Consider the following 26,104-nt stretch of genomic DNA (forward strand, 5'->3'; position numbering starts at 1 on the left):
TCACTTTAAAGAGACTATCGCTTCTTTAGCAATTTCAATAAAACCATTAGCACCTGGTAGAAATGAAAGAAGAGATGTTCCTATTCCTCCCCAAATTATTAGTAGTGCAATAAAAGCAATCATTATAGTACTGATGTCAATAGAAAATTTTTGTACTACCTTATCTGATGGATAAAAGTACATCATTGCAATGAGTTTGAAGTAGTAGTAAACAGAGATAAATGCAGTGAGTATTCCTAACCCTGCAAGTAGAATTTGACCTGAATCTATTGCTGAAGTAAAGATATAAAACTTTCCTAAGAAACCTATAGTAGAAGGAAATCCAGCAAGAGAAAGCATAAATACACTCATTATAAGAGCGAGATATGGACGTCTATGAGCAAAGCCTTTAAAGTCTTCATATGTCATTTCTTGTTTGTTTTGAGATGCAATAAAACTCAAAATACCAAATGAACCAGCAGAGCTTAAAAAATAAGCTATCAGGTAGAACATAATCGCAGGAGCAGCAAGGTCCGAGCCTATACCAATGGAAGATATACCTATAAGCAGGTATCCACTATGAACTATAGAAGAACCGGCAAGCATTCGTTTGACGACCTTTTGATTTATAGCAATGAGTGAACCACCAATGAGTGTTAAAATTGTAATAACCTGTAACATCTCTGTCCAAAAATAGTTAATAGAACTAAAATCTATAATATATAAACGAAGCGCTATAGCAAAGATAGCTATTTTAAATGTTGAAGCCATAAACATAGTTATAGGATAGGGCGCACCGTGGTAAACATCAACAACCCAAGCATGAAAAGGGACAGCACCAATTTTAAAAAGAATAGTGACCATGAGAAGAGTCGCCCCAACTACAAGAAGGGTCATGTCCTTTAATTGGTGATTCTCTACATAAAGTGCAATAATATCAAATGATGTTGAACCAGTGGCTCCATAGATAAGAGCCGTACCTAAGATAAAAAATGCACCCGTAAGTGAGCCTAAAATCATGTACTTCAACATAGCTTCTGAACTTACTTTTTTATTTTGATGGTATCCAACAAGAGCATAAACACTCAGTGATGCTGTTTCAAGTGCGATAAACGCAGTGAGGAGCTCATGTGCATGAGCGAGCATCATCATCCCAAAAATGCTAAAGAGTATGAGAGCAAAGTATTCTCCCGTAAAGTAATGACGGCTTTTAAAGTAGTCGTTGTTTATAAGAAGGGTTAAAATTGCTCCTGATGTAAACATAAGATTAAAGATAGTTGCAAATTTATCTATGATAAAAACATGAGCAAAGATATTCTCATAAAGATAACCTTCTCTCTCTAGAAATAGAGTAGAGTACTCAAGAGTAAATGCAACAATGAGAAAACCCACTGTAATAAGGTTAAATGTCTTAGTTTTAGTAATACTTTTAGCACCAAGAAGCATAAGTACAAATGCACCAGCTAAAACACTAATCATAGGAAGAATATAAATTAGGGAATTCATGAGGCTACTCCTAGTAGTTGTGTAAGATATGGCTCAAAGTAGGGAGTGAACAAAGAAGGGACTACACCAGTAAGAATAAGTAGAATGACTAGGGGAAGTAACATTAGTGTTTCTTTTATATTTAAGTCTGCAAAAGGTGTAGAATTATTCGGCTGACCAAATAGAACACGCTGAAGCATCCAAAATATATATATCATAGCACTTAACATTGTAAAGGAGGTTAAAAATCCTAAGATGAAGTTCTCTTTAAATGCACCAATAATGATGAGTAGTTCTGCTACAAAACCGCCAGTCCCTGGAATCCCAGCAATACTCAAGGCAAAAAAAGCAAAGAAAAAAGTAAAAAGTGGTGCCTTTTGGGCAATGCCACCTAGAGAGTTTATATCTAAGGTTCTAAAACGTTGATATGTTAAACCTATCATAATAAACATACCTGCAGAGGCGAGAGCATGAGTAGCTATAAAGTAAAGACTTCCACCCCATGCATAGATATTATTTACAAAGAGACCAAGGGCAATAAGAGATAGATGTGAACCTGAGGAGTATGCAAACATTCGACGAAGATTATTTTCACTTACTGCTCGAATGGCATAGTAGAGTAAACCTATGAGAGCTATAGTAATAATAAAAGGGGTATAAAAAAGAAGTGTCTCTTCAAAAAGAGTGAAACCAAAACGCCATATTCCATAAATACCAAGTTTTGCCATAATAGAAGACATAATGACAACTGCTGGTGTTGGTGCAGAACCATAGGCTGGTGCCATCCATGTGTGGAATCCAACAAGTGGTATCTTAATAACAAAGGCAAGTAAGAAACCTGCGGTTAGCCATAGTGATGTCTGTGGATTAAAACTCAGTAAAGAGAGTTTATCAAGAGAAAAACTCCAAATACCATAGGTTTCAAAGTAGATATAACCTATATATAAAATTGAGAAAAGCATACTCATAGAGCCTAAAATGGTCATCAGTGTTATTTTCATTGAGTTGTACTGATGCATACCACTTCCATACATACCAATCATGATAAATATAGGAAGTAACATAGTCTCCCAAAAGAGATAAAAGAGCATCAAGTCAAGTGAAAGAACAGCCCCTGTAACTCCAGTTTGTAAAATCATCATGTTGTACCAGTAGCCTTTTCTTTTTTCATGATACATGTAGAGATATAAAGGAGGCATTAGTAGCACTATTAGAGTAAGAACAACTAAAGAAAGGGCATCTACCCCAATATAGTAAAAAATTCCAGCACTTTGAATCCAAGGGAGATAAGTGATAAGTTGCATATTTCCTTTAGGGTCAAAGTCTATTATTACAAATACGACTAATAGTAAAACAAGGATGGAAGAGAAGAAAGCCCCAACTTTTAGAAGTTTAAGGGGTGCTCTCAGGACACCTAATATAACTGCAATAAAAAGTGGTAGAAAAATAATATTTGTTAGGATGTTACTCATTAGATAACTCCTAGTTTATAAATCATATAGCAAGACATAAGAGAAAGTCCTGTTAAAATGTAGAGGGCATAGTAACGAACTTGTCCATTTTGAAGTTTTGAGAAGAGTACAGCTACTTTTGTATAAGTGTTTATCTGTATGCTTATAAATCCATCAATAATTTTTGGATCGATGAAATTGGCTATAAGATGACTACTTAAGTGTATAGGTTTTACTATTAACATTACATAGAATTCATCAACATAAAATTTATTAATAATTAACTTTGAGAAGAATGTATTTTCAATAGGCTCATTAGCGGTAGCGGCGAACATCTTGTAAGCTAAGAGCATTCCGCTAAGAGCTAAGAGGACATTTAACCCTCCTAATAGGTACTCAGTAGAATGGGAGATATGAGTGAGTCTATCCGGAAGAGCTAAAAAGTTGTTTATAAGAGCATCACCTCCATAGGCTGCATTTACTCCTAAAAATCCAGCAGTAGCACTTCCAAATGCAAGGACTATAAGTGGGTAGGTTATACTTTTGTCTAGAGAATGAACACTAAGTGGTTCTTTTGGTGTAGCATGAAAAACACTAAAGAAAAGTCGAAACATATAAAACGCGGTCAAACCAGCTGTAAAAGTTGCCATTATCCAGATGAGGTAATGCTCAGATGCATATGTAGTCATGAGAATAGCATCTTTTGAGAAGAAACCTGCAAATGGCGGTATACCACTGATAGCTAAGGTAGCGATGAACATAGTAATGTATACAAGTTTTAGCTGCTTCTTTAATCCACCCATTTTAAAAATATTTTGTTCATGATGTAGGGCAATAATGATGCCACCCGCTCCCATAAAAAGAAGTGCCTTAAAAAATGCATGAGTAAAAACATGAAAGATTCCACTACTGTATGCTCCCAAGCCAACGGCTATAAACATGTAGCCGAGCTGACTCATAGTAGAGTAAGCGAGGATTTTTTTAATGTCACTTTGATACGAGGCAATGATAGCAGCTAAAAGAGCTGAAAATGCACCAATATAGGCTATAAATAGACCAACATCTGGAAGTTCCTCATATATAAAACTATATCTCGCAACCATATAGACGCCAGCTGTCACCATAGTTGCTGCATGGATAAGTGCTGAGACAGGAGTAGGTCCAGCCATAGCATCTGGCAGCCAAACATAAAGAGGAATCTGAGCAGATTTCCCCATGGCACCTACAAAGAGAAATATACCGATGAGGTTTAGTGTGTCAAGAGGAATAAGTGAAATGTTCTCTTTAATGGAACTAAAAGTAAAACCAGTTCCTTCCAAAGAGACAAATAAAAGTGCAATCCCCATAATAAAACCAAAATCTCCAACACGGTTAAGTATAAATGCCTTATTAGCAGCTGTAATATTTTGCGATTCTGTATGATAAAAACCAATGAGAAGATAAGATGAGAGACCTACAAGTTCCCATCCTATAAACATCATAATGGGATTGTCCGCTAAAACAAGAAGTAACATACTGCCTATAAAAAGGTTAAAGTAACTAAAAAACTTTCCATAAGCCTCATCATCTTTCATATATCCAGCTGCATAAATGTGTATAAAAGTTGCTATAAATGTTATAAAACTTATCATGACTACAGAGAGTTTATCTGCCATAAATGAGATGTCGATGTTAAACTCACCGATGTTTATCCATGTGAGTAGAGTGGTATGGATAGTAGGTGCACCGTTTAGAAGTTCATAAGCACTCAACAGAGACAAAATAGTGATAATCGTAGGAGAACCGACTCCTATAAGGGTATAAAAAAAATATCGTTGGGGTTTAGTGTTACTAAGATAAACAACTGCCATTATAAACGCTGATAAGAAAGGTAAAATTACTATGATATTTAGCATTGCTCCGCCTCACTTAGTTGATTGAACTCATCAGCATCAATTGTTCGGATTTCTTTATAAAGGTGAATAATCATAGCAAGAAAAAGAGCTGCTTCTGCAGCAATAATGGCTATGATAAGAAGAGCCATTACAGAACCATTTGCATCACCTAAAACTTTTGAGAGTGTTGCTAAAAGAAGATTAACGGAGCTTAACATTAACTCAATTGACATATAGATGACAAAAAGATTTTTTCTACTCAGAAGTCCAACAAGACCTATACTAAAAAGAAGAGAGACTAAAAGATAAAAAAGGTCTGGACTCATACTTCTTCCTTTTTACGGGGATCTTTAACGATAATAATAGCACCAAGCATCGCTGTTAAAAGTAAAATGGAGACTATTTCAAAAGGTAAGACCCACTGGCTAAAGAGAAGTTCTCCTACGACTTTAGAAGTACTTGTGGGCATATCTGAAAAGTTACTATTGAGTGTTAGCAGTGATTTATAAAGTAAAAATGTAATGGGTGCGATAAGCAAACTTGAAAAGACCATCCATTTGTATTTATTTGGTTCATCTGGAAGATTACTTTCTCTCGCGTTTATAGTTAAAATAGTAAGTAAACTAAGCACTACAACCGCACCAATACTCACCATAATCTGAGCAATAGCTAAAAACCTACTATCAAGTAGAGCAAACATTCCAGCAAGCCCTACCATAGTTATGAGAAAACCAAAGGCAGAAAAAAGGGTCTGTTTACTAGTTATCATTACTATGGCCCCACTGAGCATAAACAAGGTTAATATAGAAAATATAATGAGTTCTAGCATATTATTTTGCACAACTGCTCTCTTCGCCATAAGCACCTTTGTGACTAAGTAGGGTGTCTTTATCCATCACAAAATCCTCGCGTTTATTCCCTGTTAGTGAAAATATTCCAGTATCCATACGAATAGCATCACAAGGACAAGCCTCAACACAATAGCCACAAAAGATACACTCTAAGGTGTCTATAAAAAAGCTTTGAGGCATTTTTTCATCTATGTTATCAAGTCTTTCTGTTGCTTCAATAAATATACAGTTAGAAGGGCAGGCAGTTGAACACATAAAACAAGCAACACAAGCGATACTGTTATCTTCTCGATGTGTCAATCGATGCAGACCTCGGTAACGAGATGAAATATCTGTAGGTTGTTCTTGTGGGTACTGCATTGTATCCATGGCATTTATATCTTTGAGGTTCGTGAAAAAGTGTTTAAAGGTTACTTTTACTCCACCTGTAATAGCGGGAAGATAGAGTTTATCCATCAAAGAATTTCTTGGTCTAGCGGTTGTTTTTACAGAGTGGCTAGTTATGCCACTCACGCATGTATTCATGTTCATTAAGATACTCCTACAACTACAATAGCTGTGATAAAAAGATTTAGTAGGGCTAGTGGTATGAGATAGTACCAGCCAATATACTGAATTTGGTCGTAACGAAACCGCGGCAGAGTCCAGCGAATAATGATAAAGAAAATGTTAAACATCATAAGTTTTATGACAAAGATCATAATTTGAAAGAGAGTAACTGCAATATTCTGAAATAATGCATCATGACTTAGATATGTTAGGTAAAAAAGTATAGATTCAATGAGTATAACCATGATGACAGTAACAGCAGTTAAAACCTTTGTCTCAAAAGCTCTCCCTCCATCATTTTTTATAGTTGAACGTACTCTGTTGTTCTTTCTCATCCACTTAACAAAGATAAACGCGATGAGAGGGATAGAAATCATAAGTGTTGAAGAAAAAATAGAGAAGCTTTCTAAAAGCTCAGTTGTTGATAGGTAAGGAAGGTTATAACCTCCAAAAATCATAGTTATGATGACAGCACTTGCCGTATTCATAGCAATATACTCACCCATAAAATACATGGCAAATTTCATAGCGGTATACTCAGTCATAAATCCAGCAACCAGTTCACTCTCTCCTTCTGCAACGGTAAAAGGGTTGCGATTGGTTTCAGCAAAAAGAGTGATGATAAGAATGATTGAGGCAAGAGGTTGCATCAAAATACCCCAAGAGGGAAAAAAAGAAAAGAAAGTCCCACTCTGGTAAGAGACCATTGCATTAAAATCTATAGAGTCGTATGTAATGACCAAAGAAAGTATGCTAAGTCCAAGAGGTAACTCATAACTTATAACCATAGACCCAGCACGAGCCGCTCCTAAAAGAGAGTACTTGTTATGAGACAGCCAACCTCCAAAGATAACACCTAAAACACCCATAGCACTCACAGCCATATACCAAAAGAGACCGAAGTCTATAGGAAGAGGAGATACTCGTAAAACCTCGCCATTTATAACTATACTATCAGCAAAGGGAATAGCCATAAATGCTAAAAGTGCAGCCACAAAAGTAATGATGGGAGCGAACATAAAAAGCCATCTTCCATTTTTTATGTGAGATGGGTAGTACTCTTCTTTGAGTAAAAGTTTTACTACATCTGCGAAAGATTGAACAAGTCCACCAAGTCTGAAACCAAAAATATTTGTTCGGTTAGGACCGAGTCTATCTTGAATAAGTCCAGCGATACGACGCTCCAACCAAACCAAAACAGGAATGGTTAAAAGTGCTAAAAGTGTTCCTAAAGAAAAGGATGCAATAGCGACTATTATAGAGGCTGTACTCATAGGTCTATCCTAGTGAGCCACTCTATTATACTAGGCTGAGGATTGTTCTTTTTTACTGCTTTTTGAGTCTGTTGAGTGATGCCATCAACATTTGTTAAACTTCCCTCGTTTTCAGTAAACGCAGCGATAGCAAAGACAAGAGAGTTAGTGTCACTTTTATGAGTGCAAAAGTCTATTTGCATCAGAGATTCAAAATTTTGGGGGTGATTAAAATTGATTATTAGTTCAGAGTTATTTGGATTTTCAGTACTAATATTTAAATTTTCTATGGTTTTATAGTTTGAGGCTCTATTTGAACACTTAAGCATGTCATCAGCAAAACCTTCATCTGTATAGACCTCAAGAGGAGAAAAAACTTCTGCTTTTATACTTTTTGCGAACTCTAAAATAGCTTCGATTTCCTCTGTATAAAGGTTTGCATCTATGAGTATATGTATATTTTTATGATGCTGTTCTAGGAAATTTTTGAACTTAGAAATAGCGATATCTTGTTCTACTTCTATATGGTTAAAAGTGCTAAACTCTTGACGATTTTCTTGAACATCTTTATAACTGAGACGTCCTTCATCACAGATGAAATGTCCGTTTACTTCTAGGTTTTTTCGTGGACGGAATCTGTAGATTACATCATCTTTATATTTTAGTTTATTATGATCTATGTAAATGTTGCACCCTTTGGCACAACCATGACAGATAGAATTATGGGTCTCTAATAACCAAACACGTTGAGAAAATCTAAAGTCTTTTGATGTTAATGCTCCAACAGGACAAAGGTCGACTACATTCATAGCATATGGATTTGAAAGTTCACGTCCAGGCATGGTTGTAACTTTAGCCGAATCACCACGACCGACAATTCCCAACTCATTAGTATGGGTGATTTCGGTGGTAAAACGAGTACATCTTGCACATAAAACGCAGCGTTCTTGGTCGAGAACGACACTTGAACCTAAGTCTACATGTTTAGAGTTCTTTACCTTATCCTCAATTTCTACTTTTGACTCATGAAGTCCATAGTCCATATAAAAATCTTGGAGAGAACATTCCCCAGCTTGATCGCAAATGGGGCAATCCACAGGATGGTTAAGTAGTTCTAGTTCCAGTATGTCGGTACGAACTTTTTTTATCACATCTGTGTTTGAAAAAACTTCCATATCTTTTTTTATGAGGGTGTCGCAAGCAATCTGAGGACGTTTTTCTCCTTTAATGCCAACCATGCACATACGACAATTTCCATCTGCACCTAGTGACTCATGGTAACAAAAGTAAGGAATTTTAACACCTTCTTCTATGAGAAGGTCTATAAGAAGTGAGCCTTCTTTGGCTTCATGAATTTCACCATCAACGATTACTTCACATATTTCACTCATGATACAGCCCTCTCAAATTCATCTCTAAATTTTGTGATAAAAGAGATTAAAACAGATGAAACGGAAGGTGCAAAAACACAGATAGTTTTTCCATTCATAACATCTGCAAGTTCAAAAAGCTTCTCTAAGTCCTTTTTTGTTCCTCGTTTATTTACAATCTTTTGAAGTATTTTGTCACTCCAACCAGTTCCCTCGCGACAAGGGGTACACTGTCCACAAGACTCTTCATGATAAAACTCTAAAATATTTTTAAGAACTGCTACCATGTCAGTATCTTCATCCATAATTATCATACCACCAGTGCCAAGAGAACTTCCAGCTGTGCGCATAGCTTCGTAGTCTAGGGTTAAGTCCTTACATTCTCGTGCAGTTAAAACGCCACATGACACGCCACCTGGAATGACAGCTTTTAGTTTTTTACCATTTTTTACACCACCACCAAAATGTTCAATGTATTCAAGCATACTTACACCGAACTCTGACTCATAAACACCAGGTTTATTTACATGTCCACTCATTCCAAAGAGTAGGGTGCCAGGACTGCAATGCGTCCCATATTCTCTATAAGCATCTGAGCCATTTTGTATTATAAATGGAACGGTAGCTATTGTTTCTACATTGTTCACAAGGGTAGGGTTCCCAAAAAACCATTCAGGTTCTTTTTGTTTTGGTTTGAGACGAGGGTGACCGCGTTTACCCTCCATGGATTCTAATAAAGCTGATTTTTCACCACAGATGTAAGCTCCAGCACCACGGTGAATAGTTATGTCACAACTCTCTAAAAGTCCATCCTCGTAAGCTTCATCTATAGCATTTTGAAGTATGTCTTGGTACTCTTTATACTCTCCACGAATATAAATATAAGCATGTTTAGATTTTATGGCATAACAGGTGAGAATAATCCCCTCAATAAGAAGATGGGGGTCGTAAGTGATTATTTGTCTATCTTTAAAAGTTCCAGGTTCACTCTCATCGCAGTTGACAGCTAAAAAGGATGGTTTGTCTCCATCTTGTGGCATAAGTTCCCATTTTTCTCCAGCACTTGCACCTCCACCACCTTTTCCCCTAAGGTTTGCATCTTTTATGATTTTTATCATCTGTGTTGGAGTAAACTCTCCCCGTTTTTCTAGACTTCTATATGCATTGTGGTGTTTAGCCACTTCAAGAGTATGACTTCCCTCTATTGAAAACTTACGAGAAACTATTTTACATTCTTTCATAGTAACTCCTCAAGTATCGCATCCACTTTTTCATTTGTAAGGTTTTCATAGTTTTTATCTTTTATCTGCATCATTGGAGCAGTTCCACATGAACCAAGGCACTCAACATGGTTTACATAAACATCTTTTGACTTTAAGTGCTTGAGTATTTCATCGCTTCCACAAAGTTTACATGAGAGTGTTTTGCATACATCTACTTGAAGTCTGTCAGGCTTTTGCAAATGAAACATAGTGTAAAAAGTTACCACACCATAAATCTGCATCGGAGCTAAACCAATTTGCTCACTTATGGCATCAATGGCATCTATACTTATGTAGCCTTCTTTAGTTTGAGCCATCCATAAACAAGGGAGACATAGAGCATCTGGACTTGGGTATCTTGTTTTGAGTTCCTTTATTTTGTTGAGATCGTCTTGATTAAATGTAAAACTCATCTATCCATTTCTCCAGCTATAATATTGAGACTTCCAAGTGTAAGAATGGCATCTGCTACTTGATAATTTTCTATGAGTTGCGGGTAAGCTGCTATATGGTAAAAACTAGGAGCTCTTACTTTGACCTTGTAAGGAGTACCACTTCCATCACTGACTATGTAAAACCCAAGTTCTCCATTTGCCGCCTCGAAAGCTCCATAGTGTTCGCCTTTTGGGACTTTTACACCATCAACCACAAGTTTGAATTGATTCATCATACCTTCTATTCCTCCATAAACACAGGATTTACTCGGCATTATAATACTTTTATCAGAGACATTGACATCGCCACCAGGTAAACGTGAGATTGCTTGTTTTATGATTTTCATACTTTCATTTATCTCATCAAAACGAACCATCATTCTGTCATAAGTATCCCCAACACTTCCTACTACCATATTAAAGTCAAAGGTGTCATAAAAGTAGTGCGGCTCTGTGAAACGCAAGTCGTAAGGGACACCGCTAGCTCTTAAATTTGGTCCAGTAAAACCATAACTCATAGCGCTCTCAGCACTTACCGGAGATATATCGGTAAGTCTGTCATTATAAATTCTGTTTGTTTGTATCATTTTAAGAGACTCGGTAACTCCAAAGTCTATTTTTGTAAGTACATCCTCCAAGTCACTTTGCCAACCATCATATAAATCATGGGTCATACCACCTATACGCATAAAAGAGTTGGTGAGTCTTGCCCCTGTAAGTTTAGAGAGAAAGTCATATGCATCATTTCGTGGGTTAAAAAGATACCAGTAGTTTGTTTGTGCTCCCATATCTAAAAGTCCAGCTGAGAGACAGACTAAATGGTCTATGATACGAGAGAGTTCAGATAACATAACACGTATAAATATTCCTCTGTCGGGAAGTGTAATATCAAGCATGTCTTCAACAGTTTTTGCAAATGCGATGTTATTCATGAGTGCTGAACAGTAGTTAAGCCTATCCGTATAGGGAATGATTTGATTATAGTTATGGTTTTCACAGGACTTCTCAAATCCACGATGCAGGTAACCTATTTCACAGGCTGCTGCGACTATTTTTTCTCCATCCAATGCAGCGAGTGTTCTGATGGTTCCATGTGAAGCAGGATGAGATGGACCAAGATTTATAACCATGAGATCATCCTTGTTCATATCGAGTTTTTTCTCCTTTAACAGAGGTCTCATTTCGTCCATAAGGTCTTGCGAAGTTGTACAGAGTTGTCCTTGTGTAATTTCATAATCTTTACGTAAAGGATGCCCATCAAATTCATTATGATTTAAAAGGCGTTTGAGCATAGAATGACCTAAAAAATTTATACCATACTGGTCGTAAACTTCACGTTCAGCCCAGTCTGCTGACTCATAAAGAGATGAGATGCTTTGTATCTCTTCTTCTTCTAAAAAAACTTTATAAATATGTGTCTCTAAAAACTCACGATGGCGGAGGATATATATAAGTTCAAAACGATTTGAAGAGGGGTGTGTTTTTGCTAAGTTATCTGTAGCTGTTATATCTAGTAAAAAAGTAAATCCAAGCTCTTCTTTATCATGTTTAATAGTCTCGAAAAGTTGTGATGCTTGGAGAGTTATTATATTAGATATCATCAAGTTTACCTTTGAAGTCAGTGTTTCGAACAGCAAATTTTTCTTCGTGTTTGAGTTGTTTTTGGATGTCCATCACAGAGTCTAAAATTGCTTCTGGACGAGGAGGGCAACCGGCGACATAGATGTCTACAGGAATGATTTCATCTATACCTTGAAGGGTAGTATAGTTGTCATAAAAACCACCGGTTGAAGCACAAGCACCTACGGCTATTACCCATTTTGGTTCCGGCATTTGGTCGTAAATCTGTTTGAGTATGGGAGCTTGTTTGTAACTTACCGTTCCTGCTACTATAAGCAGATCTGCATGACGAGGCGAAAAACGTAGTACTTCAGCACCAAAACGCGAGATGTCATAACGCGAAGCTGCTGTAGACATAAATTCTATCGCACAACAAGCAGTCCCAAAAACAAAAGGCCATAAAGAAGCTTCTCTCCCCCAATCGACGACAGCATCGATTGTTGTAGTGACTACAGCTTCATCTAAAAGATGAGTATTACTTACATCCATTTTAAAACTCCTGATTTATATACATAGATTAGACCACCAAGAAGAAGTCCTAAAAATGTAAACATTTCCATAAGTGCAAAAAAACCTAGTTCTCTCAGGTTTAGTGCCCAAGGAAACATAAAAAGAACTTCTACATCGAAGATGAGAAAGATGATTCCAACAAGAAAAAACTTTACATTAAAACCATGAAAAGCATCTTTGTGAGTTAACCGAATACCACCCTCTATAGGTTCATTTTTCCGTACATTATCACTAGAAACACCAAAAAATTTACTTAGATGAAAGAGAAGGGGCAGTAGTATTACTAAAATTACAATCATATAAGAGGCTAAAAAAAGGGAACTATTCACTATTGACTCACTTCATTTTATTTTATTTATTTCTATTATAGCATTTGAATATAAATTATTGTACTGAATTGAAAATAATTTATAAAACATGGTAATATCTTTATCTGTAGTAGGTAGATCCGATACGATTTAGGTTAAAAAATTGCTTTAAATAAATATTATAATATTTGAAATTATATGAAAAAGAGTATATCTTAATCAAGCTCTAAAACAAGTACCTAGTTGAAGGCTTTATGAGATATAAGTAGATCAGATAGGATTATTAAATAGCGAGTCTGATTCCTACAGGACAGTGATCTGAGCCTGTAATATAGTCAAGTATAAAAGCATCTTCAAGGCTTTCACATAAATCTTCACTAATGAAAAAGTAATCAATTCTCCATCCAACATTATTTAGTCTCGCATTTGAACGGTAAGACCACCAACTATATCTATCGACTTCATCACCATTGACATATCTAAATGAATCGACATAACCATGGTCTATAAGTTTATCCATCCATGCTCTTTCACTTGGCAAGAAACCTGATGTTTTAGAATTTGCTTTTGGATTTTTTAAATCAATCTCTTTATGTGCAGTGTTAACATCTCCACAAATTACTATACTTTTACCTTCACTTCTAAGCTTCTCACAATATTTTAATAAGTCATCATAAAATTTCATCTTATAATCAAGTCTTTCTTGATTCTTTTGACCATTTGGAAAGTAGATGTTAAAGATGACTAAATCATCATAGTGTGTCTCAACTATGCGACCTTCATTCATAGTATCTACATGGCTAGTAGTAGAGGTAAAGTCAGCTTTTAGCACACTGTAAGTAGCTGTTCCACTATAGCCTTTTTTTTCTGCTGAGTTTACATTACGCTCTGCGTACTCTTTATCAAATAAATCATCTGGTATTTGTTCTTCAAGTGCTTTTATCTCTTGCAGGCAAAGAATGTCAGTTTGTCTCTCATCTATCCATTTAAGTGCTTCTTTTGTACCGACAGCACGGATTCCATTAACATTCCAAGATATTATTTCGATTGATTCTGACATTGTATATCCAATTTGATGATTTTTTATTTGTAGAGGTTATACCCCGAAGCAGGGCATAAAGTTTTAGAGATTTTAAATTATATAAAGTCTACTTTTTCAACATGGTGCTGTAGACCAAGTTTATCACTATCACAACCAAGAGCAAGTCCTAGCATTTGTTGCATGTGTAGAACAGGAAGTGCAACTTCACGACCAATCGCTGTAGAAAGATGATCCGTTTGTGTATCTAGTTTTAGATGACAGAGAGGACAAGGTGTTACTATGAAGTCAGCATTGTTATCCATTGCTCCGGCTACCGCTTTACCAGCAAGAATAGCTGATGTTTTTGGTGCCTGAAGTTCAACATGAAAACCACAACATTTATTTTTTTCTTCATAATCTACAGTCTGACCACCACAAGCGATAATTAAATCATCAAGTGAACGAGGATTATAAGGGTTTTCTGGAGTCTTATGAGTTTCATTTTGAAGCTCAGAAGGGCGAATGTTATGACAACCATAAAAAGGTGCAATGTTAAACTGACTGAGTGGCGTTACTACCATTTCAGCAATTTTATCAAGACCAATGTCATCAATGATTGCATAAAGAAAGTGTGTTACAAGTGATGTACCCTTGTACTCAAGTCCAACTTCTAAAAGCTTCTCGTTTACACGAGTCTTAAGGTCTGCATTATTGTCTAAACGATGTTTAGTCATAGCAGTGTTAAGTTGACAAGTATTACAAATAGTCACCATAGTCAAGTCATGTTTTTCAGCATAAGCAATATTTCTTGCATTTAATACAAGAGATAAAAAGTCATCATAATCTTGTAAGTGAGAAGCACCACAGCATGAAGCCTCAGTAAGTTCTACAAGTTCAATTCCTAGTTTATCAGCTACTGCCATAGTTGAAATCATTTGCTCAGGAGTACTTTGTTTAGCAGTACATCCTGTAAAAAGTGCGTATTTTAATTTTCCCATCTATAACTCCTAGAACTTTACTGTTGATGAAGATTTTACAAGTTTTTGTATCTCATCAAGATTATCTGATTTTGTAATAGCCCATGGTGGGACTATTTTACCTTTTCTAAACATTTTGAGTGCGAGTGGTAAGTGTTTAACAACACCAAGTCCTTCGGAATAAAGAACCATTCCACCTTCATCAAGAACACCATTACGTGCAATAGAATGTTTAAACCCAACAGCATGACGAGTTGCTACATTTGATTTTGCAACACCTTCAGAAAAGAGCATGTTATGTAATGAAGTGATTTTTGCAATTGGATCAACGTCTTTTGGACATACTTCAGCACATTCCATGCACTTAACACAATCCCAAACACCTTGATTTTCCGCATTAAGTTCAATAAGCCTAGTTGTGTGTGCATCATCACGAACATCTGCTTCAAAACGGTATGCTTTAGCAAACGCAGCAGGACCAAAAAACTCTTCATTAACTTCTACAACTGGACATGCATAGTGACAAGCACCACACTGAATACATAAGTCTGCATCATTAAGTGCATTGGCCTGTTCTGGAGTAACAGCACATTCCATTTCTGGGTGCTCATCAATGTGAGAAACAAGGTAAGGATGAATTGCATCATTCTTTGCCCAAAAATCACCTTTGTCTATAATAAGGTCTTTAACAGCTCTTGATTTACTTAACGGCTCAAGAGTAAGTTCGTTTCCGAAATACTCTATCATATTTGTCATACTCTCTTTACAAGCAAGAGTTGAACGACCATTTACTTTAATAGCACAAGTTCCACAAATACCATGACGACAACTACGACGGTATGAAAAACTACCATCGTTGTCCCATTTAATTCTGTTTAGTATATCTAGTACAACTTCTTCTGAAGTTACGTCCATTTCATAGTTTTCATAGTATGGAAGATAATCTTCATCCGCATTAAAACGAAATACTTTGAAGTTTACTTTTTGTGATGTAATTGCATGTGTACTCATAAATTCTCCTTAGTATGTTCTAGCTTTAAGCTCATGTTTGCCAAGAACGACATCCATATAGTCAAGTGAAATTTCACCATTTTCATCCATATAAGCCATTGTATGCTTAAGAAATTTTTCATCATTACGTGTGTCAAAGTCTTCTCTAAAGTGAGCACCACGACTCTCTTCTCTCGCAACAGCACTTTGTACGATAAACGCAGAGTAATCAATCATATGACCAAACTCCATAGCTTCTTGAAGCTCAGTGTTAAATACTTTTGATTTGTCTTTAATACGAATATTTTTAAATCTTTGACGAAGTTCTTTTATTTTATTAACAGAAATTTCTAAAGATTCTTTTGTTCTAAACGCACCAGCATTTGCTGTCATAGATTGTTGAAGCTCTTCTCTTAAAGTTGGAACAGTTTCTTCACCATTGTTTGTAAGTAAAAAGTCTAGTTCAGTTAATGCTAAATTTGCATCTTCTTCAGTTGCCTTACGTAGTTCTATACCATCTAATTCTGCTGCCATGTTTTTACCAACATAACGACCAAAAAGAAGTGCTTCAAGTACAGAGTTAGCACCTAAACGGTTTGCACCATGAACTGATACACAAGAACACTCACCAGCTGCATAGAAGCCTTCTACAAGTTCAGTATTGTTTTTGCGCACATTACCAGCTATATTTACTGGAATACCACCCATAGAGTAGTGTGCAGTTGCAGAAATCAAAATAGGCTCTTTAATCATGTCAAGACCAAGAAATGTAATAGCAAGTTCACGTAACTCTGGAAGTCTATCCATAATCAGATCTTTACCTAAGTGTGTTACATCTAAATAAACAGCATCTTTTCTTGGGCCACAACCACGACCTTCTCTAATCTCATTTAAAATAGCACGAGCAACAACATCACGAGATGCAAGTTCCATCGCGTTTGGAGCATACTTTGTCATAAAGCGCTCACCCTCTGAGTTAAAAAGTTGACCACCTTCACCACGTGCAGCTTCAGAAATAAGAACACCATTTCCTGAAAGACCTGATGGGTGAAACTGTACAAACTCCATATCTTCTAAAGGAAGACCATGACGAGCAACGATACTAAGACCGTCACCTGTGTTTGCATGAGCATTTGAGTTGATTTTATAAGCACGAGCATATCCACCCGAAGCAAACATAACACTCTTAGCATTAAAGATAACCGTTTCCATGTTACGAATATTAAAAGCGACAACACCTGAAACTTTTCCATCTTTATAGATTATATCCGCTGCATACCATTCATCGTAAAACTTAACACCAGCACGGTGAGCTTGTTCATAAATCGTTTGAAGAAGTGTTAAACCAGTTCTGTCTTTAGCATAACAAGCACGAGGAGAGCTTTGTCCACCAAAAGGGCGTTGTGCTATTTTTCCATCAGCTGTACGACTAAACGCAGCTCCCATACCTTCTATCCAGCGGATAGTCCCAGGAGCATTTTTACACATGTACTCAACAGCGTCTTGGTCAGCTAAATAGTCACTTCCCTTAACAGTATCAAACTCATGAAGCTCTACACTGTCCTCATCACTAAATGCAGCATTAATACCACCTTGAGCAGCTCCAGAATGACTTCTTAGAGGGTGTAGCTTTGTGATAACAGCAACTTTTTTACCTGCACTTTGTAACTCTCTTGCTGCGGCACATCCGGCAAGACCAGCTCCAACAACAATAGCATCGTAAGTATAAATAGGAATACTCATTAAATTTCCTTGATAATAAAACTAAATAATAATACTGATTCTATCGTGAATATTCTTGGTGCAGATTAAAAAATGAGTTTGAATGTCTTTCCTATAGGTATGTTACTATTTGAGACATTTCTTGAGGTATTTAGAGACCTTTTTGTGCTAGGTCTCTTAACTGATAGATTTTATTTGTTCCTGTTGATTTTGCATATTCAAGTATTTCTGTCGCTTTTCTAGTAGCCTCTTCGATATTTGTGTTATTTGGTTTAATAACAAATCCGCCAGTTACAGTAACAAGTATATTGCCTTTTTCTGGAGAATTAAATTTAAGTTCAGCAATACTTTCCCTAATGATTTCTATATCTTTATAGGCTAACTCTTTAGTTGTTCTTGAGAGTATCACTGTAAACTGATTGTAATCTGTTCTTGCGATAGTATCCACTGGAAGTTCGTATAGTGAGATAGTATAAGCAATTTTTTTGAGAATTACTTGTGTGAACTCTTGCGAAAAAGTACGTTTAGATTTTGAAAAATTGTCGATTTCTAAAATGGTTAAAGATATGAAGTTACTATCTTTGAGACCTTTTTTCTCGGAGTATGAGTTTATCATTCCTTTATAATTATTGATGTTTGTTACAGGGTCAAGCATTGTTGGATTGTCACTGAGAGTAGACTTTCTGCTTATTCTTTGTGATAGTGCATCTCCCTCAATGGTAAACATAGCATGTTTAATTTTATTTTTCTCTATTTGATAGAGGTAATTAATATCTTTATATATAAGATTTAAGTGTCTTCTAAATACAAGTGTAGGAAAGAAAATTAATATAAATACAGCAGTTGCAATTTTGAGAAGAATAGAAAACTTGTCCTGGTTAGATGTTAGGCTTTTTAGTAGTATTGAATCTATATGGGTTCTAATAGTATAAAAAGATTTTTTAAGATTTTGTGTAGCAAGTTTGTCTTGTTCCTCACTATCTTCTTTAAGCTTCTGTGAGTAAAGAATATTTGCATTTTCATTAAACTCTTTTGTTAGTATAGAAAGTTTTTTTAAATCTGCTAAATATGCTGCTTCATTATTGAAAATATATCTATCCGTATAGTTATATTTATATAGAGTTCTTAGTTTATCAATTTCCTGTAGAAGTTGAGTACTTTTACCGTTAAACTGAATAAGTGCAATACTAATATCACTCTGCTTAAGTTTCGTGAGTTCTAAAATAATATTTTGTTGTTGTTTTAAATTGTTGATTTTTTCATACTCTAATTGATGTTCAAAAATAAGAGCTAAAGTTACAAATGATGTAAATAGTATAAAAAACAGATAAGTGTTCAAGTTTAAGAATATTTTTTTGATAGAGTGTTTCATATAAGTGTTTTCCTAATTAATGTTATAATAACTTGTCATTCTATATTGAGAGAAATTAATATATGCTTAAAGAAGTTTAATTGAACAAAGAAAGCCATTTTATATCCCATTTTAACAACAAATACATCGGTGACGATGGGGCTGTCATAGATGGTTACGTCTATTCAAAGGATGCTTTTTTCCAAAATGTACATTTTAAGAAGAAATGGCTTACATACAAGCAGATAGCAAGAAAAGCTATGTTAGTAAATCTCTCGGATGCTATAGCTATGAATGCCGTGCCAAAGTATGCACTTCTAAGTGTGGCAATGCCATCTACAATCAGCAAACAAGAAAGTACAGAATTAGCAGTAGGTTTTTTAGAAGTTGCTAAAGAATATGATGTAGAGATTATTGGTGGTGACACGATATCAAACACTAAGTTAGATATCACGGTGACAATTATTTCTAAAACTAAAAAACCGCTTTTGCGTTTAGGTGTGCGAAAAGGCTATCTTCTTGCCTATACTGGAGAACTCGGTAAATCAGCTAAAGAATTAAAAAAATTATTTAATTTGGGTGAAATTCATAAACAATCAAAGTTTATAGATATAAAGCTCCGAAGAAATTTTATAAAAAACACATCAAGATATTTAAAAGCTGGCATGGACATATCAGATGGTCTTTTTAGTGACTTAGACAAGCTAGCTAAAGCAAATGCTATAGGTTTTACTTTTACTAAAAAAATAGATAAAAAGACAGCTTGTAGTGGTGAAGAGTACGAAATGCTCGTTGCATTTGATAAGCGCGATAGAAAAACACTTTATAGGCTAGCTAAAGTGTCTCGTACACCTTTGACTATTTTTGGCTATGCGACAAGAAAAAAATTTACAAACAGATGTAAAGCACATCATTTTTAAGGAATATATATAATAATGGATAGATTTTATTCACTTGCACATGCAAGCATTGATTTTCATTTTAAACAGTCTCCTCGCGACTTTGTTGTCGAAGAGTTACCCCTATACGAATTTTCAGGAGAGGGTGAACACCTCATTCTTTTTATAAGAAAAAAGAACATGACTACAAATGAGTTGGTAGGTCAGATAGCTCGCTACTTAGGAATTAAAAATAAAGAGATTGGATATGCAGGTCTTAAAGATAAGCATGCCATGACAAAACAGTATATTTCTATACATAAAAAATATGAAGAGGCTTTAGAGAGTTTTGATTTTGAGGGTATAAAAATCATCTCTAAAACTTACCATAACAATAAAATAAAAATAGGACATTTAAAAGGAAATAGGTTTTACATAAAAGTTAAGAAAGTAAATCCTACTTCTGCTCAAAAGATAGACCAAGTTCTTAAAAATATCTCAACTTCAGGAATGCCAAATTATTTCGGTTATCAGCGTTTTGGAAATGATGGAGATAATCATATACTTGGAGAAAAACTAGCAAAAGGTGAAGCAAAAGAACGCAATCCAAGAGTAAAAAAACTTCTAATAAATGCTTATCAAAGTCATCTTTTTAACCTATGGTTAAGTCGGCGTTTAGAAATTAATTCACTTGTATCTAGTTTTGATACAAATGAGTTAGAGAACCTTTTAAATATGCCTAATAATGAAGTAAAGAAGATGAAAGCACAAACACATCCTTTTAAATTAATGGACGGTGATGTTATGGAACACTATCCATATGGTAAACTTTTTACCTTTAATGGTGATGCAGAAGACATAGAGAGATTTAATAAACACGAAATAAGTGCAACTGGTCTTTTATGTGGTACAAAAGTTTCTCTTTCTACCTCTCTTGCTGGTGAGTTAGAAAAAGAATTTGATGATGAGATAAACGCAGATGGTGCTCGTCGATATGCCTGGATTTATCCTACAGATGTCGAAGGTCGATTTAATCAAATTGAAGCACAGTATGAGATGAACTTTACATTGCCAAAAGGCTCTTATGCAACTGTACTCATAGAAGAAATAGCAAAGAAGAAGATAAGATAATCAAGGAAAATTTATATAAATGAATAAAAGACATATAACATCGTTAATATCACAAAATTTTGGAAAATTTGCATCTAAAGAGTTTCCAAAATGGTTTCAAAAAATTGTAAATAGCTCATATGTAAATCTTATGGGACTTGACATGAGTGACTTTAATGAGGCAGATACATATAAAAGTTTGAATGCTCTGTTTACGCGTAGACTTCAAGTTGTAAGAGAGTTTTCCCCAGAGAAAGAGATGTTTATCTCTCCTTGTGATTCACTTATATCAGAGTGTGGAGTTCTTGATGAAGATTATGCACTTCAGATTAAAGGTATGTCTTATAAGGCGGGCGAACTTCTGGGAAATAACTTTAGTAATGAAGAAAAAAGTATAGTTACGAATGGAACCTTCATAAACTTTTATCTTTCTCCTAAAGATTACCATCGTTATCATATACCTACAGATTTACAAGTTTTAAAGGCAGTTCATATTCCAGGTAAGTTTTATCCTGTAAATGTACCTTCACTAGAAAAACGAATAAATCTTTTTATTGAAAATGAAAGAGTAGTTATGTTGTGTCAAACTCCAGCTAAAAAAAGATTTTATATGGTGTTGGTAAGTGCTTTAAATGTTGGTGTAATGCAGGTGTCCTTTGAACCAAAAATTCAAACAAACGCGAGTGCAACAGAGGAACAAGTTTATGAATTTGATAATCTCTTTTTAGAGAAAGGTGATGACTTTGGATGTTTTGAAATGGGCTCTACGATTGTGATACTCTCCCAAAAAGAGATGTTAGATCTTGATGTGCATGCTGGTGATGATGTCAAATTTTCTCAAACCATAGCAAAGATAAAATAAAGAGTCTCTGTAGTTCTGACTCAAAGACCTCATATAATAGAAATCAAGTAGACTTTACGGGCTACTTAATGTGTCATTTCATTAATAAATTTTTGAAAAGTCTTTGGATATTTAGCTTGTACTTTTTTTATTATATCAGGGTTACTTTTATTTTTCAAAAGGAATGCCTTGAGTTTTTCATAATCGACATTTTCAGAAGTAGTGGGCTCCATTATTTCTTCTTTACTTTCAGCTATTACAATAGGTGCTCCTAGCATTACAGAAATAGTTACAACTTGAGTGTTACTTTGTTTTTTCCCGTCGCTAACAATATATGAAAAGCTATCTTCTCCTGCATAAGAATCAAGTGCAGTATAATTGATAATTCCATTTTTTGCTAAGGTTAAACTACCATGCTTTACATCTACAACAAGCTTATAGTTTAATGAATCACCATCTTTGTCAGAAGCTGCAAGTTTGAATTGTTTCTTTTCTCCAGCTACTGTATTAAACTCTTGAGGGGTTGTTACAGGTGCACTATTACTTGAGAGGACATTTATTTTCACACTTTTAGTAGCGGTGGCTCCCTTAACATCACGTACCTGATAAGAAAAACTGTCAATACCATTAAATGATGCAAAAGGTGTATAAACAAAATCTCCGTCTACATCAATTTTAATATCACCCTTAGTTGTTTTAGTAGCTAGTGAATATGTTAGTGTATCACCATCTTTGTCTTCTGCCTTTAGGCTTGCACTTAAACTTTCACCTTGATCAACATTAAATGAGTCAGAAAGAAGAGTTGGTGTATGATTTAAACCAACTACATCTATTTGAGCAAGCTTTAAAGAACTTTTCTTTCCATTGTTGACAATATAGTATGAAAAACTTTCTTTACCGTAAAAAGCTTCTTTTGGTGTATAGATGAAGCCTCCATTAGTGGAGATGTCAATATTGCCACTCTCTGGTTTGTCTTCTATTTCAAACTCTAGTTTCGTTAATAGAATATCTTTTTGAGATAGTGTACCAGATAGCTTTTCTCCTGCTTTACTTTTAAAAAGTTTTTTAGTCATGTCGTTGAAAAGATGAATCTCTTTTTGACTTAAAAAGTTGAAATTTTTCGAAATATCTTTCCCTGCTTCTAAAACTATATTCCCTTGAAATGATTGATCTTCAAATGTAATAATGTAAGGAATAGCTACACCACATTTTTCAATCTCAGATTTTATATTAATTTTTATACTTTGACCGTTAATGGAAGCTTGGGCTTTGAACTTATTTGAAGTAAATGTAACTTTAGGAAATTCCAGTCCTTCAAAACTTTCTTCTAGCTCTTTAGTCTCTTTTTTATCTAGTGTAAATTCTCCCGTAATATCACATTTCCCTTTGCTGCTAATTACATAAGAGTGAGGACCCACTGGTAAATAAATAGCTTTATTAACTTCGAATTTTTGTTTGCCATCAATAAGAACTTTTAGTGCATGACCTGCAACTTTGAAAACTACATATTGAGGTTTTAATGTTGATTGGAATTTTTTTAAAGATTCTTTTTTATCTAGAAGTAGTTTATGATGTTTTGGTGTAAATTCTTTTGTAAAGAGCTTCGCTAGTTCTTTTGTCCGTGCAAGGTCTTTTAACCATATATCCACTTGATCATACTTATGTATATCATCATTAAGAAGTTTCGTATGGTTAAAGTTTTTTACACTTGTAAAAAAATAATTCACCATCTTTAAAAGTTTTTCTTTTTCTAAAACTGCACATTCTTTATTATTCTCTTTAATATATTTAATATCTCCAGAGTTAACTTCTCTGACATCTTCTTTTGTCAAACCAAGCATATTGAAAAATCCATTTGATTGTTCTTTTTTTGCAAATATTTTATTATTTAGCATCTCATATGCACTAGATTTATCCTCTCCACAGCCTTTCCATATTGCATCGCTAAGTTTTAAGAGTGTATCTGTTCGTAAATCTGTAAATGTTTTACTTTTCTTGAGTATTTCGTTTTTTTTAACAGTTGATATAGCATCTGAATAGACATTAAGAAGATTTATGGTTTTATCTATTTTACTAATCCACTCACCTAAAGTTTTAACACGGTCTTTATCATTTTTAGGGAGCACCTCGAGTTTATAACTAGCGATTACTTTAAGAGATGTTTTTACATGTTTGATTTGGTCTTTATCATCAATTATTGCAGAGTATTTACCCATTGAAGCTTTATGATTAAGACGGTAACTGATATTAACAAGATCAAGGTTTGTTGTAATGTTGCTCTGAGAAGTGACTTCTTCACTTAACTTGTCTTGAGTCTCTTCGATTGTTGTTGACAGAGAAGAAGAAACGGAGGAGTTAATAACACCACTGAGGTCAATTAAAGCGGCTTGTTTAGTCTTACCAGAGCCTTCATGAGTCTTTGCATTGACTAAAACAACTAGTAAAAGGAGAAGAGTTGATATTTTTTTCATTAAGGGCACCTAATGTATTTCTTATACTTATACAATGTTTATTGTAAAAACCTCCTTTTATTATGAATCTCAGACCATATTATTTATCAGATGATTAAAGTTTAGTCATAAATGAGACTGCAAACTATATTTTGAGTGATATAATTAATAAAAATTAATAATAGATTTTATTATTCTCAATGAAGTAAATATACAGGATTCTACTATGAAATCAGAAAATATTAAACATTCAGGTTTTACTCTTGCAAAGAAAAAAGAGCTTAAAGGTGATGATTTTTATGATGTAAAAACAATAGGGAATCTAACTATAGCCGTAGTCTGTGATGGAGTGGGAAGTGCTGATGAAGGTGCCCAGGCTGCAAAAAGAACCACGAACTACTTAATAAACAACTTTAAAATACGTCCAAAGACTTGGAGTATTGAAAAATCCATAAAAACTTTTATAAAATCTATTAACTCTATTCTCTATCAAGAATCTCAAATAAACTATGAAAGAAGTGAACTTGTTACAACCCTTACAATAGTGGTTATTGAGGGAGGTCGTCTTTACGGTGCAAATGTTGGCGATAGTCGTGTTTACCTTCATCGTGATAGTGAACTTACACAACTTTCAAATGAGCATGTAATGCAAGAGAGTGGATATGAAAATGTTTTAACTCAAGCAATTGGAATAGATAGTAGTGTTGAATTGTTTTATTTTGAGAATATAGTTCAAAAAAATGATAAGATTCTTCTTTGTAGTGATGGGCTTTATAATCTTATGAGTGAAGATAGATTAGAGCAGGGCATAAACTTAGGAGCTCATGCCTTAGTTAAAAAAGCAAGCTCCCTTATGGAACATAACCTTCCAGATGACACAACTGCTGTTGTATTAGAAGTATTTGAGATAAGCGGAGTTCAAACTCTCAAACAGCTAAATTTACCGATTATAGAGAGCCTGAAAGTCGGTCAAGAAGTAGATGGTTACAAACTAAAAAAAGCTTTAATACAAAATGATAGAACATGGCTTTGCTCTAAAAAAACAAAAGATTATGTTCTTAAATTTGCACCATTAGAAGCGATAGATGATGAGAAAATTTTAGACTTATTTATTAAAGAGGCATGGAATGCGAAACGCTTAAAAGCTGACTTTTTTCCTAAAGCTGTCATACCAAAAATACGCTCTACTCGTTACTATGTAATGCAACTTTTAAAGGGCGAAGACCTAAACAAATATATGTCTCATAAACAAGTTAGTATAGATGATAGTGTATCTTTAGCAAATACCTTACTAAATATGTCACAGTTTCTGTTAAAATCTGACTTAGTTCATGGGGATATTAAACCACAAAATCTTATGATTTCTAAAAATGATTATCAGGATCTAGAGTTTAAGATAATAGATTTTGGAAGTATGACAGAGATATTCTCAAATGATACTAGAGCAGGCACTCCAAGCTTTTTATCTCCTGAGAGATTTCAAGGGGAAGCTATAAGTGAAAGTAGTGAAATATTTTCTATAGGTGTTACTCTCTATCTTTGTTTAACTGGTAAATACCCTTATGGAGAGATAGAACCATTCCAAACGCCTACTTTTAAAACTCCAAAAAAACCAAGTCTTTATAACAATAATATTCCGGATTGGCTAGATAGTGTTATTTTACGTTCAATTAGCATAGATAAAGAGCAACGATATACTCACTACTCCGAGATGAACTTTGAACTGAAATATCCACAGAAAGTGAAACCTTTTTTCACAAAAAATAGTTCTTACATACAAAGAGAACCACTTACATTTTACAGGGTTGGTTTTGTGGC

The 26,104-nt window shown here is 34.8% G+C and carries 23 protein-coding genes; 4 read left to right on the forward strand and 19 right to left on the reverse strand.

The window, feature by feature from the left end:
- From HOG88_RS02495 to HOG88_RS02580, 18 genes are all read right to left on the reverse strand, one after another.
- Window positions 1-1,485, reverse strand: coding sequence for an NADH-quinone oxidoreductase subunit N (locus tag HOG88_RS02495; RefSeq protein ID WP_295002791.1), 1,485 nt, complete (start codon window positions 1,483-1,485; stop codon window positions 1-3).
- Complete coding sequence (locus tag HOG88_RS02500; protein WP_295002793.1) at window positions 1,482-2,936, reverse strand: NuoM family protein; 1,455 nt, start codon at window positions 2,934-2,936, stop codon at window positions 1,482-1,484. Before HOG88_RS02500 ends, HOG88_RS02495 begins: the two co-directional genes overlap by 4 nt.
- The gene (gene nuoL / locus HOG88_RS02505; RefSeq protein ID WP_295002795.1) at window positions 2,936-4,810 is read right to left on the reverse strand and encodes an NADH-quinone oxidoreductase subunit L; all 1,875 of its coding nucleotides are present in this window, start codon (window positions 4,808-4,810) and stop codon (window positions 2,936-2,938) included. Before nuoL ends, HOG88_RS02500 begins: the two co-directional genes overlap by 1 nt.
- Window positions 4,804-5,115: an NADH-quinone oxidoreductase subunit NuoK gene (gene nuoK / locus HOG88_RS02510; RefSeq protein ID WP_295002797.1), complete on the reverse strand. Its 312-nt coding sequence runs from the start codon at window positions 5,113-5,115 to the stop codon at window positions 4,804-4,806. Before nuoK ends, nuoL begins: the two co-directional genes overlap by 7 nt.
- Window positions 5,112-5,648: an NADH-quinone oxidoreductase subunit J gene (locus tag HOG88_RS02515; protein ID WP_295002799.1), complete on the reverse strand. Its 537-nt coding sequence runs from the start codon at window positions 5,646-5,648 to the stop codon at window positions 5,112-5,114. Before HOG88_RS02515 ends, nuoK begins: the two co-directional genes overlap by 4 nt.
- The gene (locus HOG88_RS02520; RefSeq protein ID WP_295002801.1) at window positions 5,620-6,171 is read right to left on the reverse strand and encodes an NADH-quinone oxidoreductase subunit I; all 552 of its coding nucleotides are present in this window, start codon (window positions 6,169-6,171) and stop codon (window positions 5,620-5,622) included. Before HOG88_RS02520 ends, HOG88_RS02515 begins: the two co-directional genes overlap by 29 nt.
- Window positions 6,171-7,463 carry a complex I subunit 1 family protein gene (locus HOG88_RS02525; RefSeq protein ID WP_295002803.1) on the reverse strand — a complete coding sequence of 431 codons (1,293 nt, stop codon included), beginning with the start codon at window positions 7,461-7,463 and terminating at the stop codon, window positions 6,171-6,173. The genes HOG88_RS02520 and HOG88_RS02525 overlap by 1 nt, the downstream gene beginning before the upstream one ends.
- Window positions 7,460-8,833: a 2Fe-2S iron-sulfur cluster-binding protein gene (locus HOG88_RS02530; protein ID WP_295002805.1), complete on the reverse strand. Its 1,374-nt coding sequence runs from the start codon at window positions 8,831-8,833 to the stop codon at window positions 7,460-7,462. The genes HOG88_RS02525 and HOG88_RS02530 overlap by 4 nt, the downstream gene beginning before the upstream one ends.
- Window positions 8,830-10,053 (reverse strand): NADH-quinone oxidoreductase subunit NuoF, encoded by a 1,224-nt coding sequence (nuoF, locus tag HOG88_RS02535; protein WP_295002807.1) that lies wholly within the window; start codon window positions 10,051-10,053, stop codon window positions 8,830-8,832. The genes HOG88_RS02530 and nuoF overlap by 4 nt, the downstream gene beginning before the upstream one ends.
- Window positions 10,050-10,487 carry an NAD(P)H-dependent oxidoreductase subunit E gene (locus HOG88_RS02540; RefSeq protein WP_295002809.1) on the reverse strand — a complete coding sequence of 146 codons (438 nt, stop codon included), beginning with the start codon at window positions 10,485-10,487 and terminating at the stop codon, window positions 10,050-10,052. Before HOG88_RS02540 ends, nuoF begins: the two co-directional genes overlap by 4 nt.
- Window positions 10,484-12,109, reverse strand: a complete 1,626-nt coding sequence (locus tag HOG88_RS02545) for an NADH-quinone oxidoreductase subunit D (RefSeq protein ID WP_295002811.1) — start codon at window positions 12,107-12,109, stop codon at window positions 10,484-10,486. The genes HOG88_RS02540 and HOG88_RS02545 overlap by 4 nt, the downstream gene beginning before the upstream one ends.
- A complete protein-coding gene (locus HOG88_RS02550; protein WP_295002813.1) occupies window positions 12,099-12,617 on the reverse strand; it encodes an NADH-quinone oxidoreductase subunit B in 519 nt (172 codons plus the stop codon). Before HOG88_RS02550 ends, HOG88_RS02545 begins: the two co-directional genes overlap by 11 nt.
- On the reverse strand, window positions 12,608-12,937 hold the full coding sequence (locus tag HOG88_RS02555; protein WP_295002815.1) for an NADH-quinone oxidoreductase subunit A: 330 nt from the start codon (window positions 12,935-12,937) through the stop codon (window positions 12,608-12,610). The genes HOG88_RS02550 and HOG88_RS02555 overlap by 10 nt, the downstream gene beginning before the upstream one ends.
- Before the next feature lie 292 nt (window positions 12,938-13,229).
- Window positions 13,230-14,006 (reverse strand): exodeoxyribonuclease III, encoded by a 777-nt coding sequence (locus HOG88_RS02560; RefSeq protein WP_295002817.1) that lies wholly within the window; start codon window positions 14,004-14,006, stop codon window positions 13,230-13,232.
- Between the two features lie 77 nt (window positions 14,007-14,083).
- Complete coding sequence (locus tag HOG88_RS02565) at window positions 14,084-14,965, reverse strand: CoB--CoM heterodisulfide reductase iron-sulfur subunit B family protein (protein ID WP_295002819.1); 882 nt, start codon at window positions 14,963-14,965, stop codon at window positions 14,084-14,086.
- 9 nt (window positions 14,966-14,974) lie between these two features.
- Window positions 14,975-15,955, reverse strand: a complete 981-nt coding sequence (locus HOG88_RS02570; protein ID WP_295002821.1) for a succinate dehydrogenase/fumarate reductase iron-sulfur subunit — start codon at window positions 15,953-15,955, stop codon at window positions 14,975-14,977.
- Between the two features lie 9 nt (window positions 15,956-15,964).
- Window positions 15,965-17,677, reverse strand: coding sequence for a succinate dehydrogenase flavoprotein subunit (sdhA, locus tag HOG88_RS02575; protein WP_295002823.1), 1,713 nt, complete (start codon window positions 17,675-17,677; stop codon window positions 15,965-15,967).
- A 130-nt stretch (window positions 17,678-17,807) separates the two neighbouring features.
- Window positions 17,808-19,028 (reverse strand): diguanylate cyclase, encoded by a 1,221-nt coding sequence (locus tag HOG88_RS02580; RefSeq protein ID WP_295002825.1) that lies wholly within the window; start codon window positions 19,026-19,028, stop codon window positions 17,808-17,810.
- Between the two features lie 80 nt (window positions 19,029-19,108).
- Between HOG88_RS02580 and HOG88_RS02585 the strand changes: the two genes are divergently transcribed.
- From HOG88_RS02585 to HOG88_RS02595, 3 genes are read left to right on the forward strand one after another with little or no spacing between them, the layout of a single operon-like run.
- Entirely contained in the window at window positions 19,109-19,927 is an 819-nt protein-coding gene (locus HOG88_RS02585) for a thiamine-phosphate kinase (RefSeq protein WP_295002828.1), read from the forward strand.
- Window positions 19,928-19,942: 15 nt separating this feature from the next.
- Window positions 19,943-21,016 carry a tRNA pseudouridine(13) synthase TruD gene (truD, locus tag HOG88_RS02590; RefSeq protein WP_295002830.1) on the forward strand — a complete coding sequence of 358 codons (1,074 nt, stop codon included), beginning with the start codon at window positions 19,943-19,945 and terminating at the stop codon, window positions 21,014-21,016.
- A 19-nt stretch (window positions 21,017-21,035) separates the two neighbouring features.
- Complete coding sequence (locus tag HOG88_RS02595) at window positions 21,036-21,857, forward strand: phosphatidylserine decarboxylase (RefSeq protein WP_295002832.1); 822 nt, start codon at window positions 21,036-21,038, stop codon at window positions 21,855-21,857.
- A 65-nt stretch (window positions 21,858-21,922) separates the two neighbouring features.
- Here the strand turns inward: HOG88_RS02595 and HOG88_RS02600 are convergent, their stop codons facing one another.
- Complete coding sequence (locus tag HOG88_RS02600; RefSeq protein ID WP_295002834.1) at window positions 21,923-24,307, reverse strand: Ig-like domain-containing protein; 2,385 nt, start codon at window positions 24,305-24,307, stop codon at window positions 21,923-21,925.
- A 205-nt stretch (window positions 24,308-24,512) separates the two neighbouring features.
- On the opposite strand from HOG88_RS02600, the gene HOG88_RS02605 reads away from it, so the two are divergent.
- A partial coding sequence (locus HOG88_RS02605) for a bifunctional protein-serine/threonine kinase/phosphatase (RefSeq protein ID WP_295002836.1) occupies window positions 24,513-26,104 on the forward strand: 1,592 nt, incomplete at its 3' end.

This window comes from Sulfurimonas sp. (assembly GCF_018698455.1).
In the GTDB taxonomy this organism is placed as follows: domain Bacteria; phylum Campylobacterota; class Campylobacteria; order Campylobacterales; family Sulfurimonadaceae; genus Sulfurimonas.